This window comes from Duganella qianjiadongensis (genome assembly GCF_009857915.1).
Taxonomy (GTDB): Bacteria; Pseudomonadota; Gammaproteobacteria; order Burkholderiales; family Burkholderiaceae_D; genus Rugamonas; species Rugamonas qianjiadongensis.
Window position 1 is genome coordinate 1 of the sequence record NZ_WWCM01000034.1, and the last position, 14,977, is coordinate 14,977.

Annotated in this window: 12 protein-coding genes; 6 read left to right on the plus strand and 6 right to left on the minus strand. The window is 54.8% G+C overall.

Annotated features, from left to right (window positions below; genetic code table 11):
- Window positions 1-276: 276 nt before the first annotated feature.
- The 4 genes from GTP27_RS22645 to GTP27_RS22660 are packed head-to-tail and all read right to left on the minus strand — an operon-like array spanning window position 277 to window position 4,198.
- Window positions 277-1,989, minus strand: a complete 1,713-nt coding sequence (locus GTP27_RS22645) for a putative bifunctional diguanylate cyclase/phosphodiesterase (RefSeq protein WP_161041360.1) — start codon at window positions 1,987-1,989, stop codon at window positions 277-279.
- Window positions 1,990-2,013: 24 nt separating this feature from the next.
- Complete coding sequence (locus GTP27_RS22650; RefSeq protein ID WP_161041361.1) at window positions 2,014-3,153, minus strand: MBL fold metallo-hydrolase; 1,140 nt, start codon at window positions 3,151-3,153, stop codon at window positions 2,014-2,016.
- Window positions 3,153-3,830, minus strand: a complete 678-nt coding sequence (locus GTP27_RS22655) for a class I SAM-dependent methyltransferase (protein ID WP_161041362.1) — start codon at window positions 3,828-3,830, stop codon at window positions 3,153-3,155. Before GTP27_RS22655 ends, GTP27_RS22650 begins: the two co-directional genes overlap by 1 nt.
- On the minus strand, window positions 3,827-4,198 hold the full coding sequence (locus GTP27_RS22660; protein WP_161041363.1) for a hypothetical protein: 372 nt from the start codon (window positions 4,196-4,198) through the stop codon (window positions 3,827-3,829). Before GTP27_RS22660 ends, GTP27_RS22655 begins: the two co-directional genes overlap by 4 nt.
- Before the next feature lie 83 nt (window positions 4,199-4,281).
- On the opposite strand from GTP27_RS22660, the gene GTP27_RS22665 reads away from it, so the two are divergent.
- Window positions 4,282-4,701, plus strand: coding sequence for a winged helix-turn-helix transcriptional regulator (locus GTP27_RS22665; RefSeq protein WP_202417018.1), 420 nt, complete (start codon window positions 4,282-4,284; stop codon window positions 4,699-4,701).
- 202 nt (window positions 4,702-4,903) lie between these two features.
- Here GTP27_RS22665 and GTP27_RS22670 read toward each other — a convergent pair whose 3' ends face one another.
- Window positions 4,904-5,377, minus strand: a complete 474-nt coding sequence (locus GTP27_RS22670) for an MFS transporter (RefSeq protein ID WP_161041364.1) — start codon at window positions 5,375-5,377, stop codon at window positions 4,904-4,906.
- Between the two features lie 335 nt (window positions 5,378-5,712).
- On the opposite strand from GTP27_RS22670, the gene GTP27_RS24305 reads away from it, so the two are divergent.
- The 5 genes from GTP27_RS24305 to GTP27_RS22695 all read left to right on the plus strand — a co-directional run bounded on the left by GTP27_RS24305 (window position 5,713) and on the right by GTP27_RS22695 (window position 12,986).
- Window positions 5,713-6,087, plus strand: a complete 375-nt coding sequence (locus GTP27_RS24305) for a DUF2946 domain-containing protein (protein ID WP_161041365.1) — start codon at window positions 5,713-5,715, stop codon at window positions 6,085-6,087.
- Window positions 6,088-6,404: 317 nt separating this feature from the next.
- Window positions 6,405-7,007 carry a cyclic nucleotide-binding domain-containing protein gene (locus GTP27_RS22680; RefSeq protein ID WP_161041366.1) on the plus strand — a complete coding sequence of 201 codons (603 nt, stop codon included), beginning with the start codon at window positions 6,405-6,407 and terminating at the stop codon, window positions 7,005-7,007.
- 88 nt (window positions 7,008-7,095) lie between these two features.
- Window positions 7,096-9,279 carry a TonB-dependent receptor gene (locus tag GTP27_RS22685; RefSeq protein WP_161041367.1) on the plus strand — a complete coding sequence of 728 codons (2,184 nt, stop codon included), beginning with the start codon at window positions 7,096-7,098 and terminating at the stop codon, window positions 9,277-9,279.
- Window positions 9,280-9,405: 126 nt separating this feature from the next.
- On the plus strand, window positions 9,406-11,472 hold the full coding sequence (locus GTP27_RS22690; RefSeq protein WP_161041368.1) for a TonB-dependent receptor: 2,067 nt from the start codon (window positions 9,406-9,408) through the stop codon (window positions 11,470-11,472).
- Window positions 11,473-11,489: 17 nt separating this feature from the next.
- Window positions 11,490-12,986 carry a PepSY domain-containing protein gene (locus GTP27_RS22695; protein ID WP_371865984.1) on the plus strand — a complete coding sequence of 499 codons (1,497 nt, stop codon included), beginning with the start codon at window positions 11,490-11,492 and terminating at the stop codon, window positions 12,984-12,986.
- Between the two features lie 243 nt (window positions 12,987-13,229).
- On the opposite strand, the gene GTP27_RS22700 is transcribed toward GTP27_RS22695, so the two are convergent.
- Window positions 13,230-14,669 carry an IS1182 family transposase gene (locus tag GTP27_RS22700; RefSeq protein WP_161041370.1) on the minus strand — a complete coding sequence of 480 codons (1,440 nt, stop codon included), beginning with the start codon at window positions 14,667-14,669 and terminating at the stop codon, window positions 13,230-13,232.
- Window positions 14,670-14,977: the final 308 nt, after the last annotated feature.

Below are 14,977 nucleotides of genomic sequence, written 5' to 3' on the forward strand. Positions count from 1 at the left end.
GCCTTGTTCACGATTCTCGCCTTCGATAAAGCGCTTCATTTGACACCCGTGGTCATGAGATACTGGTTCAACGTTTACAGGGCAGGTTTCGTTTACACGGTTTTACGTTTTTACACGGTCTGGGCCAAGAGCAGACGGCTATGTCACTGAATAAAAACAATGTGCCAAGGCATCTCATTGCTGAAAATGACAACGTCCATCCGGGCTTGCGAGGTGACGAAAACCCAATGCTTGCAGATGAAATCAATATGGTGGCTTAAGCGCCCGCGCAGGCCATCAGGTGGGAGCTTTAAGCCCGTGTTCGAGCATGCGGGCAAACACCGTGGCGGGCACGGGCTGGCTGTAATAATAGCCCTGCACCTGATCGCAGCCGCTGTCACGCAATAGCTGCAATTGTTCGCGGGTTTCCACCCCTTCCGCAATCACCGTCAGTCTCAGACTATGGCCCATGCCGATGATGGCGCGGGCGATCGCCGCATCCACCCGTCCGGTGGCGATGTCGGTGACGAAAGCGCGGTCCATTTTCACGCTACTGAACGGAAAACGCTTGAGGTAGGCGAGCGAGGAATAGCCGGTACCGAAATCGTCGAGTGCCAGCGACAGGCCGGCAGCGCGCAAGGCCTGCATGGTGGTCGCGGCCGCTACCGGATCCTGCATCACCATGGTTTCCGTCAGTTCCAGTTCGATGCTGGACGGCGCCAGTCCGTGGCGCGCGAGTGCCTGTTCGATGTCGGCCAGCAGTGCGCCGCTGCGGAACTGCAGTGCCGATAAGTTGAGTGCTACAGGGACGATAGGGAGGCCCAGCGCTTTCCACTGCGCCTGCTGGGCACAGACGGCATCGATCACCCACTGGCCGATCGGCAGGATGAGACGGGTCTGTTCTGCCAGCGGGATGAATTCGGCCGGGCCGATCAGACCCCGTTCGGGATGCTGCCAGCGTAGCAGCGCTTCGGCGCCGACGATGTGGCCCGAGAGCAGATCGATCTGAGGCTGGAAATAGAACAGCAATTGCTGCAGCGTCAGCGCCGAGCGCAGCAGATTTTCCATCGCCAGTCGCGCCACCACGCCCGCATGCAGGGCCGGTGTGTGCAGCGCGAACTGCTCGCCGCTGCACTGCACATGCTGCAGCGCGGCTTCGGCGTTGCGCAGCAGTGTTTCGGCTGGCGTCACCGACGCACTGCCCATGGCGCAGCCGATCAGCGAGGCCGGCTGCAAGCGCATGCGTTCAAGCTCGATAGGCTGCTCCAGCAGCGTGGACAGCGTTGCACGTAACCGGATCAGTTGCTGCGGCTGGCTGCACTCCATGGCGATGGCGTAGCTATGGCCCGACACGCGGGCTAGCGCCACGCTGGCACCGAAACCCCGCCGCAGGCGTTGCGCCACCAGTTGCAGCACCTGATCGCCGCTGGCACGTCCCCACACCTGATTGATGTCGCGAAAATGCGCGAGACAGGCAACCAGCACGGCCACCTGCCGGCCCGCTGCAGCCTGCATCAGGCGCGCGAGCTGGTCGATGAACTGAGCTGCATTGGGCAGGCCGGTGAGCAGATCGTAGTGGTGCAGATAGTTGAGCTGGTGCGGCTGCAGCGCCATATCCTGTGCGCGGCAACGGAGTGCGCAACTGCGCGTCTTCAGCCGCGCGGCGATGCGTGCGCTGATGGCTGGCCAGGCCTGGCCGGCTGCCACGTAATCGGCGACACCGAGCCGGAATAGGGCGATCTCCTGCCGTACCTGCGCCTGCGCGGCCAGTATGAATAGGGCGGCCGGCGGTAATTGCCAGTGCATGACCAGCGTGGTGGCAGCCCGGACGGCGGGCATGCCGCCCTCGAGTCCCAGTAGGAATAGAGCCACTCGCCCCGTGCCGGCGAAGTCGACGATCTGCTGCAGGTTCTCGGCTTGCAGCATGGTGTAGCTGGCGCCGAAATCGCGCACCAGACGGGCGCGCGTGGTAGCGGTAAGCTGATAATGAACGATGGCTGGAATAGACATGGGATAGGCGGCAATGGCACCGGATTATTCAGGGGCTTGGTGCGGATCAAGGGTGATGGTGGCGCCGATCGCGATGGTGTCGAACTGGGCCGGCGTGAGGCCGGCCCGCTCGCGCGCCTGCAGCAGGTCGCGAGGCGGCTGGTCGGCGGCTTCATCGCCCAGTGCAAACGTGCCCCAGTGGATGCCGATACTGCGGCGCGCGGCCAGATCAAGGTGGATCTGCACAGCTTCGGCCGGATCGACATGCTGGCCCTGCATGAACCAGCGTGGCGCATAGGCGCCGATTGGCAGCAGGGCCAGATCGAAGCCCTGCTCGCCCAGTCGTGCCCGGAAGTGTTCGCGGGTGCGGAGGAAGTCGCGGCTATAGCCGCTGTCGCCGGCGAAATACCAGCGCAGGGTGGGCCCGAATACGGCCCAGCCGCCCCACAGCGTACGGTTCTCGTCGCATAGCCCGCGCGCCGACCAGTGCTGGGTCGGTGTGAGAAGGAAGGTGGTGGTGCTGACGCTCACACTGTGCCACCAGTCGAGTTCCTGCACCTGCGTGATGCCCCAGTCGCGCAGCACGGCGCGCACGCCCAGCGGCACGAGGAACAGGATAGTGCGGCCGCGCGCAGCGGCCTGCTGCTGTAGCGCGAGCACGCTGTGCTGGTCGAGGTGATCCGGATGGTTATGCGAAATCAGCACCACATCGATGGGCGGTAGCTCGTCCAATGCAATGCCGGGCGGCTGCAGCCGGCGCGGACCGGCAAACTGCACCGGCGAGGCCCGCTCGCTGAAGATCGGATCGGTCAGTATGGACAGGCCGCCAGCCTGTATCAGCACGCTGGCATGGCCGATCCAGCTCAGGCTGGGCTGATCCGCGCCAGTCTGTTGCGCGTAGGCGTGCAGGCGCGCCAGATCGGGGCGGGCGCTCGCTGGTGGGTTGACGGCCGGCACCGGTAGTTGGTCGCGCCAGCGCTGCCATCGCCAGCGCAGCACACTGCTCAGCGGCTGGCTGACGCGTTCAGTGTCATGGTTGCGGAAAATCCTAGCGGCGGCGGGGTAAGCTGTCTCGTCGGCAGCTTTGCTAGCCCCGCACAGCAATAACAGGGCAGTCAAGCCGCCCAACATGACGCTAGCGCTGTGCCGGTAGCCGGCGTGCTGGCGCTGTGCGGACAACTTCACTACGCTTGCGACGCAGGCGGATAGACGTGCAGTGCTGTAGCCAGCCCGCCCATCAGTTGCTGGCTGACTACGCGTGCACCGGCCAGGCCGGCTTGCTGCAGCCAGCCGTTCAGTTCGGCGTCGCTGACTTTTCTGGCCAGCCAGTGCCATAGCAGATAGGCCGCCGCATCATGGGCGCGCATGCCTTGCCGTGCGATCCACTGGCGCGCCTGACGGGTAGTGAAGTCGCGCGCCGGCACCAGCAGCGCTAATGCACCGCCGTGGCGGCAGACGCGTGCCATTTCACGCAGCACGGCGACCGGATCGGCAACCACATTCAGCAGCGAGGCAGCCAGTACGATGTCGAAGCCGGCATCCGGATACGGTAGCGCGCTGGCATCGGCCACCGTGAAGCGGGCTTCGGCGTGACGTGCGCTAGCCTGTTGCACCATGCTGGCGCTGCGATCGACCCCGTGTACACTGGCGCCCAGCGTCACCATCACGCCGCAGAACTCACCGGTAGCACAGCCGATTTCCAGTGCTGTCACACCGGCCAGGTGGGCAGCGGTGCGTGGCAGCGTGGCCATGAGCGCACTGCGGTACCAGTACAGACCGTGCAGGTGACGGAACAGTGCAGGAGGTGAGGTGAGCAGGCCCAGCAGATGCAGCCATGCTTTCAGGGCAGACAGGTATTTCATGCGGCGTTCCGGCGATACCACACAGCGCAGCAGACGCCTATCCACAGTGCGTTAAACATGGGGAAGGCCGAGAGCTGCAGGGGGACGATGCCGCTGATGGTGTAGAACACACCTGCGGCCAGATCAATTAGCTGGATCAGCACCATCAGCAATACCCACAGCGCGTGTTCGCGTGCGTTACGGCTGATCAGCATGAAGCCGATGCCGTAGGCGATGAAACGTGCCGCCAGCATGGCCAGCGGATAATACAGATCGGGCGCTGCGGCCGAATGGCCCATCTGCTGTAGGAAGTTCGCGGGCATGAATAGATAGCACAGGCCCAGTAACAACTGGATGGCGCCGACGACACGCAGGAATAGTGAAAACATCGTAGAGACCTTGGGAAAATTTGCGGTAGGCGGATGTTATGGTCTAAGCTTTTCCTCCGGAAGTAGTAACCAAAAGGGAAGTTATGAGCAAAATGGTGGATGCGGCCCTATGTGCCGGTGATTGTCCGGTGCAGCGCGCAACCCGGGTGTTCGATGGCAAATGGACCACGCTGGTACTGCGCGATCTGCTCGGCGGCACCAGACGCTATTCGGAGTTGCAGCGCAGTCTGGCGGGCATCAGCCCGCGTCTGCTGTCGGCGCGTCTGAAACTGCTGGAGCAGCAGGGACTGGTGCTGCGCACCGAATACGCCACGGTGCCGCCCACGACGGAATACGCGCTGAGCGAACAGGGCATGCGGATTATTCCCGTAATACAGGCACTGGCGGCCTACGGGCAGGGACTACTGGAAGAAGATGCTAGCGCGGCGCAGCGGCGTGCGGCGCAACCGGCGGCAACGCAGACCGGCGTGACGCGGGTGCGTAACGGTAAACGGGTGTCCTGAACCAGTGCGTTGGCGCAGTGTAGACCACGCCTTCAAAATTGCAATTCACTCCATGTTTTCGGCAGTCTATCGAATAGAACATGTAGTGGTCTAACGTACCCAGGCGCGCTTTGATTTAGTTAGTCTTCTGGCCTGAACCAACTCGCACGCTGGTTGAGTAGGGGGAGTTTTCATAGGCGTACTTGGGTTAAAAAAGATCGAATCAGGACGCGGGAATGACTTCACCACGGAAAGAGATGCGCAGCCGTGCCCATTCCGCGACTAGAAGTGCGGCCGCGATGAACACAGCCCCAACAAGGCCGAGTGCATATCTGTCCAGCCAGGTCATGGCGACGACGCCGATGATGCCGGACACCGACACACCGACATAGACTGCCGCGGAGTTCAGCCCCAATAGAAGTGGTGACGAGGCCGGCGACAGGCTGATCAGCCGGTGCTGCTGAGGCACCAACAGCCCCCAGCCGCACAGGCCCCACACGACGACGGCAAGCAAGGCAGTCGCCAGTGAGGCCGAAGACCAAGGCATGAGGGCGAAGTCGAGCGCTGCTAAAACGATGGCCGTGTTGATGATGCAACGGCTGCCGTAGCGGTCGGTCAACGAAGCGGAACGAAGCGGGATAACCAATGGAATCGAGAAAGCTTTAACCAAATTGCAGTCATTGGCCAGTGGGTGCATTTGGCCGATCTCGGCCTAACGCAGCAGGATACCAGCTTGCTGAAATGGAAATATCACACATTTTCACAATTCGATGAGGAGGCCTGCCCTCCGAATCATTTGCTACGTGGGGTGTCCGTACAGGAGAGTTGCTGTCCGGCTTGCGATGCCAACAGTTGTCCGACTTCAAGTGCCATCGGCTGTCCGGATTGAGATGAGAATGAGTGTCCGGCTTGATGAGAATACTCATGCTCTGCAAAGAAGTGCTATTCAACGTCCCCCTTCGTTCGACTCTTTGATTGTGAGTGTCAATCACTACGTATTTATTGCGTTACATTCATGCTAGACTTCCGAGTATGATCATTCGCAGCACAATTTTTCGCTTTGCACTCTGGCTCGCGGCACTGGCGATGTTACTGTCGGTGCTGGCGCCTACTATATCGCGCATAAGCACTAAGAGTGATTGGGTAGAGGTCTGTAGCGTAGTTGGTAGTAAACTCGTGCGGGTTGTCGCCAACACCGATGGTGATCAACCTACCGAATCCCGCGCTGCAATGAACTGTCCATACTGTGCATTGCATATAGATCTTGCTTTGCCTTCCCCTCCACAAGTAGCACTGATCGACCATATCATCCGACTTGCATTTGTTCCCCGTCTACTCCTACAAGCACCGCGAGCCCAATTTGTCTGGGCACCGGCTCAGTCACGCGCCCCGCCTATTCTGGCCTGATCCATTGTGATTTGTCGTCTCGGCATTCTCGCCGAGGCATGGATTCGATAGGTTCAGAGGCCGAATGTCCTCGAATATCAACAGCACTCGTCTACTACTGGCATCGCAGGTGCTCTGTTGCACCCGTTTGTGCCAATTTACCGTATTCGACCTGTGGGATATCCGCATACCTCTGTAACTCTCGAAGACGTACACCAACGTAGTCTTATTTCCCATTGACTCTTAGTCAGGCAGAGTCTCGCCGCTAAGTTCGCTATAGCGAAACAAGACATTCCTGCTAGCTAGACAAATGGAAAAAGCAGTAACAGGAGGAAAAGATGCAAAGCATAAATATCTATAAAGCTTCGTTGCATTTACGCCCGCGTGAACAAATGCAGCGCTCACAGAAAAATAGTCTATGGTGCGTTAGCAAAGGAGTCTTGCGCATTGATCGCCAAATGGCAGATGAGGCCTTGCACTTCGTTCGATTAGCGTTACCCGGCGACATCTTGGGTATCGAACGCATCGCTGAAGCCGCCCAGGACGATATCGTGAAGGCAATTACCAGCGCCTATTTGACGCCATTTACGGTTAGGGATGACGTCCACCTGGCCAGTCTGTTTCGAGACTCCACGCTCTGTAACTATCAACGTTGCCGTGAAACAGCGAGTCTACGCATCGGGACGGTAGACGAGCGCGTCCGTCGCTTGTTGTTACTTGTCGCGAACGGCAATGACAAACAGCGGGATGAAGTCGAAGTCACCACTATTCCTAGCTTGGTGAATATCGCCAGCATTATCAATGCCGCGCCGGAAACCGTTTCTCGCATCATCACAGGTTTTCGCGCAAGTGGCTTTCTGCGGGAAGAGAAGCGGCCCAGAAGGGGCACGATGGCTCTCGTAGGTAAGCCGCAAGGCAATGAACAATGGGCGATTACCTGATTGGAAAAGATTGCATGCCTAGCCACATACGGCAAATAAAGATGCGTATGAAATTCAGAAATTCTCAAAACATCTAAGGAGTATCTATATGAAAAATAGTAATTCGAGTGCTTTTATACCTTCTCGTTCAGTGTTGAACACGGCAATTGGAGTTGCCTTGTGTTCTAGTGCTTGGGCACAAGAGGCAAAGCCACTTCCCCAACTGCCGACAGTCACCGTCATTGGTGAAAAAGCATCCGAATTCGGTTTGGTCATAGACGGCAAAAATTTGTCGTCTCGCCGTTTCGCTACCAATGACACAGCTACGCTATTAGACGGCGTCCCAGGGATCAGCCTGTATTCTGGCGGTGGTGTTTCTAGCCTGCCAGCAATCAATGGCTTGGCCGACGACCGTCTGAAAATTACCGTTGATGGTATGAGTATCACATCTGCGTGTCCCAATCACATGAATCCAGCACTGTCGTATATTGACCCGGCGGCACTCAGCCAAGTCAATGTGTACGCAGGCATTGTTCCTGTTAGCCAAGGCGGAGACAGTATTGGCGGTGCAATAGCAGTCAAGTCAACGCCGCCCGTGTTTGCCAAAGAGAATGAAGGAATTAAGACCACTGGCAATTTCACAGCGTTTGAACGAAGCAATGGGGACGTCAATGGAGTGAGCCTCCAGGCGAATGCTGCGACTGAGAATTTCAGCATAGGCTACACGGGGAATACGGTAGATGCGGGGAATTACAAGGATGGCAAAGGAAAGGAAGTGGCGGCAAGTCGCTACAAGGTACGTAACAATACACTGAAATTTGCCACGGTGTCAGGCCAGGATTTGTGGACGATTGCTCTCGGCTGGCAAGATATTCCCTTTCAAGGCTATCCGAATCAATCGATGGATATGACCTCAAACAAGAGTTTTTCCATCAATGCTAGCTACGCAGGAAGCTTTCACTGGGGGACCGTAGATGCTCGCGCTTTCCGTCAGCATGTGCGCCATAAGATGGATGTACTTTCAGATAAAGCTGCTGCGGCAGGCTTCCCCATTGCGGACTCCTATATGCCCATGGATACCGATGCGGTGGATCTTGGCTACTCAATCATCGCTGCAGCGCCGCTAAACGAAAGCCAGATTGTCCGCTTTGGGCATGAGTTTCATCGTTACACGTTGAATGACTGGTGGCCTCCACTTGTTGGGTCGATGGGAATGTCGCCAAATACCTTTTGGAATGTCAACGGCGGACGGCGAGACCGGATAGCGCTCTTCTCCGAACTAGATACGAGGTTAAGCAAAGAACTATCGACCCAACTTGGCGCGCGAGTTGAACGAGTGGCGATGAGTACGGGTAAGGTGCAAGGCTACCATGAAGCCAACGCGCCATTTGGCGATGCTTATCAGACAGATAGTGCAACGTTTAACGCCAAGAACCACAAGCGAAATGATGTAAATTGGGACTTGACGGCTTCTGCTCGCTACCTGAACAGCTCCAGTGAAACCTACGATAGTGGTTTCTCACGTAAGACCCGTTCACCGAATATGCATGAGCGCTATACGTGGTCCAACGAAGCCATGATGGCTGGACTCATGAATAACTGGTTTGGTGACTTGAATTCGTATGTTGGCAACTTGAATCTCAAACCGGAAGTGGCCTACAGTTTCAAAGCAAACGTTGATTGGCATGATGCCGAACTTCGGGACTGGCAAGTGAAAATGTCGCCTTTCTATACATATGTGAAAGACTACATCAATGCAGTTTCGAATACGTCAGCCAACCCGTACAACATGAGCGGAATATTGGGGCGTCAATCCCTGACGTTTGCCAATCAGAATGCTTACCTGTACGGCGTCGATATTTCGGGGAAGAAGCTGCTCGGCAAAGCTTATGGTGAATGGACCATGCGAGCTTCTTTGAGCTACACACGAGGGAAGACTACCAATGGTGAAAATCTCTACAACATCATGCCATTAAATTCCCGGCTGATCATTGACCATACGCTTGGCTCCTGGTCCAACACGCTGGAGGCCGTGTTCGTCGGGGCGAAGGACAAGTTGAATGCTGTCCGCGCCGAGCAAGGTACGGCGGGGTATTCGGTCGCGAACTATCGCACTAGCTACAAGCTCAATAGTTCAGTCAAATTTGATGCTGGCGTAGATAACATATTTAATCGTCAATACGATTTGCCTCTGGGCGGATTGGAATACGTTTCTGCCAATATGACAAATGCGCCTCGGCCTCTGCGTGCTATGGGGCGCTCGGTGAATATCGGCATTTCGATCAGCTATTAATTCCGCTCACTGCTGTTTGATGTCGGCAACTATAGGCACTCAATACACCCTCTATAACTTGGTCACGCTGCTCTCCTTGCGCAGGCAAAGCAGCGTGATGAATTCATATCTCAAAGCACTATATTTATGCACTCCGTTACCTATCCCCGTACGCTTACGAAAAGCTATTGTTATTGCGCCTATCTATCCGCTATTTTGCTACCTGCACTACTAGGAGCTACCGCCTTCGCCAATGCTCAAGAACAAACTGATGATGCAACTCTGTATGTTGGGCGAGTTGACATCAAAGGTCAACGATCCGGGCCACTTTCCGCGCGTAGCGTACTGAGCTCGGTGGATGTTTTAGGTGCTGAACTGATCGAAGAACAGCAAGTGCAACATGCATGGGAATTGTTCACCCGAACACCTGGTGTGATGTTGACCCAATTTCGACAAGGTAATGAGTCGGGTAAGCTTTCTTTCCGTGGCTTTAACGGTGAGGGTGAAGTCAACGCGGTGAAACTGCTGATTGATGGCATACCTAGCAATGACAATGCTGGCGGTATGCCTTTCCTCGATATGCTCTTTCCGTTAGAGATTAATAGTATTGAAGTAGTGCGCGGTACCAATGACCCCCGCTTTGGTCTACATAACATCGCGGGCAATGCAAATATCAATACGCGTCTAGGTGGTAATGAAACTGTGGCCCGCGTCAGTTACGGTAGTTTCGCGACGAGAGAGTTGCAATTTGCGCAGGGTATGGAAAGTCGGAATTGGGCACAAAATTATTTTGTGGGCTATCAAAAGTCGAATGGCTACCGCAGCAATGCAGAGTTCGATAAATTTACTGTCAGCGGGAAATGGACATACACCAGCGACGATAGTCGCACACGCTCTGGCTTCAGCATTCGCCGCACCGAAGGTAATGGGGAAGAGCCCGGTTATCTTGAAGTCAAAGATGCACGCAGCGACCCTACGGCGTCTTATGCCTATGCTCAGGCAACCGGAGGCAACCGCCAGATGAGCCAGATCAGTGCACATGTTAGCCAAGAGTTATCAGAGGGATTATCATTGGCGGCTAAGATCTATCGTAACAGCGTGGAGGATCAGCGATGGTTGCGTTATGCAATTACAAGCTCTCAACAGGAGCGGATAATCGACGAGATCCATACAGGCTTACTAGCCAGCGCGACATATCGTCCCTTTGGCATTACGTATGCATTGCTGCGTGACGTGTCGATTGAAGCAGGTGTGAACGCTGAGCATCAGCATGACGCTAGTCCTCGCTATAGTACTAATAACAAAGTGAGGGTGGTGACCACACGCGACCAGCACTTCCGCTTCGATAACTATGGTGCGTATGTGCAGGCGGTTTTGCAGCCGTTTCAAGGCTTTAAGCTCATTCCAGGCTATCGCATCGATCAAGTTGAGGGTGAGTTCAAAGATACATCCAAGAACGTGCAATATGCGATTCAGGACTACGGCATTATCAAGCAACCTAAATTAAGCGCCGTGTACGCCTTATCTAGCGCGGCAAGTATTTACGCCAACTGGGGAAAAACCTTCCAGATAGGTGCGGGTGCGGCAGCCTATCAGTCCGCTGGAAGCAGTGTGCGGCCATCGGTCAATCAAGGCTGGGAAAACGGCATCAAGTTTGCGCCACTTGATTGGGTCAACGGTCGTTTTGCGATGTGGCGGCAAGATGCCTCTGACGAGGTGAAGCGCCGCCTGAATGACCCTGCAGGGGGATCAGAGAACGTGGGCAGTACTCGACGCGAGGGGATAGATTTGCAATTGAATGCACGAACGAACAACGGAGCAAATGCATGGCTAAGTTATTCGTTGCAACGTTCTCGTATTGTTCGTCCAGATCCAGCTGCGCCGGCCACACTCGGCAATGAGATAGACCACCTACCACGCAACTTATTCTCCGCCGGCTATGAATTGCAGCTTAATCCTGCGTGGAAACTTTCGACTTGGGCTAATGGACAAGGCAGCTACTATTTGACCACGGCGAATGTCGGCAATAAGTATGGTGCGTATGCGCTGTTAAATGCTAGTGCAAGTTATCGAGTGAACACCAAGCTGAGTCTTGACCTACAAGTGAAGAATCTATTCAACCGGTACTACGAGTATGTCTGGCTCAATGACCAGACTCGGCATTCCCCGGGCGATAGTAGGGCCTTGTATCTGGCTGCAAATTTTAGTCTGTGAAGCTTCCAGCAAAGCGGGTGCTATTCTTACTCCATCGTTGGGTAGGAATAGTACTGGGGATATTCTGCGTATTATGGTTTTGCTCCGGCATAGTGATGATGTACGTGGGCTACCCCAAACTGACGGAGGTGGAGCGTTTGCAACATTTACCTGTACTCGACTCTACTATTCCAATGCTGGCTCCTGCCACAGCGTTGCAGCGGGCAGGCGTATTCGGTCCGCTGCGGGAGTTAAGGCTGGCACAAGCAAGTGGTGCACGTCCCGTGTATCTGGCACAGCCTGCCAGCGTGAACAATACGGTGCAAACTACAATGCCAGCTGTGATCGTAATCGATGCGCAGAGTGGAATGAGGTTGCCGCCGGTTGATGCGGCACACGCTGTGGCCAGCGCACAAACGTATGCTGGCAGACATATAGAATTGCAGTATCTTGATCAAGTTCAAGAGGATGCCTTTACGCACACAAGAAGCCTTGATCGCCATCGACCGCTACACCGAGTACTGTTAGATGATGTGGACAGGACATTACTGTACATTTCAGGACAGACAGGCGAAGTCGTGCGCGACGCAGCCCGCAGCGAGCGTTGCTGGAATTACGTCGGCGCGTGGATACACTGGCTGTACCCATTACGCGGCAATGTATTTCAACCGTATTGGTCGTTCTTGCTGGATAGCCTTGCAATAGCTTGTAGCGTAGCTGGGATTTCAGGTGCTTGGATAGGGATTCTGCGTTGGCGTTGGCGCCAGCGATATCGCAACGGCAACACTTCGCCGTACCAGAATGGAGCGATGCGCTGGCACCATCTGGGCGGTCTGAGTTTTGCGTTGATTGTCGTGACATGGTCGTTCAGCGGACTGATGTCTATGAATCCTTGGCACATATTTAATAGTGGACGCGCACCCTTACAGCAACAGGCGCTTAGAGGCGACGGATTATATTTGACAGAAAGCGATGCGGCACCTGCATTGCTATTACGGATTGCTGGCGCCAAGATACGTGAGCTTCGATGGCAACGGGTAGTGGGGCAAACTATCGTATTGGCACAGGCAGAGACAGACGCCCCAGTAATTCTTGATAGCGCCAGTGCGTATCAAATGGCGCTGAACCAAGACCAGTTGCTTGAAGCTGCTCGGAGTTTGTTATTGTCACCGGTGAGGGCCGTAACATGGCAAACGGAATATGATTTTTACTATTACAACCGTGACGCCCACAGCCTCTATGGTGACCGAATCAAACCGTTACCTATCGTACGTTTGGAATACGACGATGCCTATAGAAGTTGGGTCTATTTGGATCCGCATACTGGCCAAGTTATAAGCGAGTTAGATCGTCGCCAACGTTTTAGTCGTTGGCTATTCTCAATGTTGCATAGTTGGGATTGGCTTCCATTGCTAGAAAATCGTCCCGCATGGGACATCCTTTTAATTACGCTGAGTCTAGGCGGATTATTAACGGGCGTAACCGGATGCATTATTGGTGCTCGTAGACTGAATCTCACACTGCGGAAGAGATAATAGATATTCCCGCCGATCATACGGGGGCAATATCACTATCTCAAGACCTTTGTACATTCGCTAGCAAAGCAGTGTCTTATTGTGCCTTTGAATAGAGAACATTAAAAATTGATGATTCACCTATTTAGACGAAGGTCCGCAATGGGGTGCCAGACTGTGTGAAAACCCGAGTTTCTGCGCGGCGAGCGGCAGCGCCGTGCAAGTGCTGATTTTTTCTGGCATGAGCAAAATTTTAAAATGGGCTCACGCCCCCAGCAGCGCCGCTTTCAGCCCCTGATGCCCCATGATGTTCACCATGCGTTTCAAGTTGTAGGCGAGAACATGTAAGCTCATCTCTGTTTTCACGTGCGGCAAAGTTCGAGTTAGGAAATGCGTCGCTCCCATCCAAGCTTTGAGCGTGCCAAAGGGATGTTCGACAGTTTGTCGTCTGATTCTCGCTATGTCTCCGCGCTCAGCCAACCGCTTGCTCATCCGATCCAAGGCATCTTCATGCTCCCAGCGGGAGATGCGTCGATTTGTCCCCGTTGTGCATTGAGATTTGATTGGACATTTGGGACAAGCTGACGACCAGTATTTATAAAACAGCAGCCCTTTTTCAACTGTGCTGCATCGTCGAATTGCCCGTTCTCCGGCAGGACATCGGAACTCATCGCTTTCGGGCAGATATCGGAAGTCGCGTTTGTCGAAGAGACCCTTTGCACGATTGCCCGAAGTGAGTGGCTTAGGCACTAACGGCACCATGCCCGATTCCTCGCACACCAAAATTTCGGGGCCGCTGTAATAACCACGATCGGCATAAACTTCCAGATGCTCCTTGCCGAGCACCTCGTTAGCTTGCTTGGCCATTAAGGCAAGCTGGGCGCGATCATTTCCTATGTTGGTGACTTCATGCGCCACGATCAAGTAGTGCTTGGTATCGACGGCAGATTGCACGTTGTATCCGACAGTGGCTGTGCCTCGTCCGCTGGTCGACATCGAACGTGCATCAGGATCAGTCAGCGAGATCTGCTGATCTGGCGTCTGTTTTAATTGCTTGTCGAGTTCACCCAGGCTTTCGATCTGTTCTTTCAGACCTGCGATTTTTTCTTTGATGCGCGTTACGCGAATACCAGGCACAAGCGCAGGATCGCGGTCGGCGCGGTCAAGCTCGTCCATGTAGCGCTTGATGCTTTCATCCAGCTGTTCCAGACGTGCTTCGAGCTTGTTGTTGGTGAAGTTACGGTCGCGATTATTTACCGCTTTGAACTTACTGCCATCGATTGCCACGCTGCTGTCGGAGAAAACATCAAGCCGACGGCATATCTGAACGAATTGACGGCATACTTTGCAGATAGCAGGGCCGTTATCCTTGCGAAAATCAGCGATGGTTTTGAAGTCCGGCGATAGCCTGCCGGTGAGCCACATCAATTCGACATTGCGCTGGGCCTCGCGTTCCAGGCGCCGGCTGGACTGGATGCGATTGAGGTAACCGTAGATGTAAATCCCAAGCAGAACTGCAGGATGATAGGACGGCCGCCCCGTTCGTGCGGGCTCTGCGCCAGCAAAGCCAAGCGCCTTGAGGTCAAGCGCCTCGATGAATGCTTCCACAATCCGAACGATATTGTCTTCTGCAACATAATCGTCCAGATGCTCAGGAAAGAGAACACTCTGGCTGCGGTCGGTTCCTTCAACAAAGCGCTTCATCCTGCTCTCCTGATGGCATCAGATGAGCTATTAACGCGTCAGCAAGAATCTCGTTTACATTTCGGACGCGGTTTCACACAGTCTGGGGCGTAAGCCGCCTGTCATTTAAAATCCATTATTCCCAATTCATTTGATGATATTTTAGTGTGTCGATATCGAGCCAAAATCAATGGCTTAAACCCATGCCCTTATACACAAGTCCAGCCGGAGCCTCGCCCGAGCTGAAACCGGCTTAGCTGGTCAATTTTCGCATCTGCCCTTGTAAACTGCCGACTTTTCGCGTTTACTCTCGTCTTTTGGGTGACGCG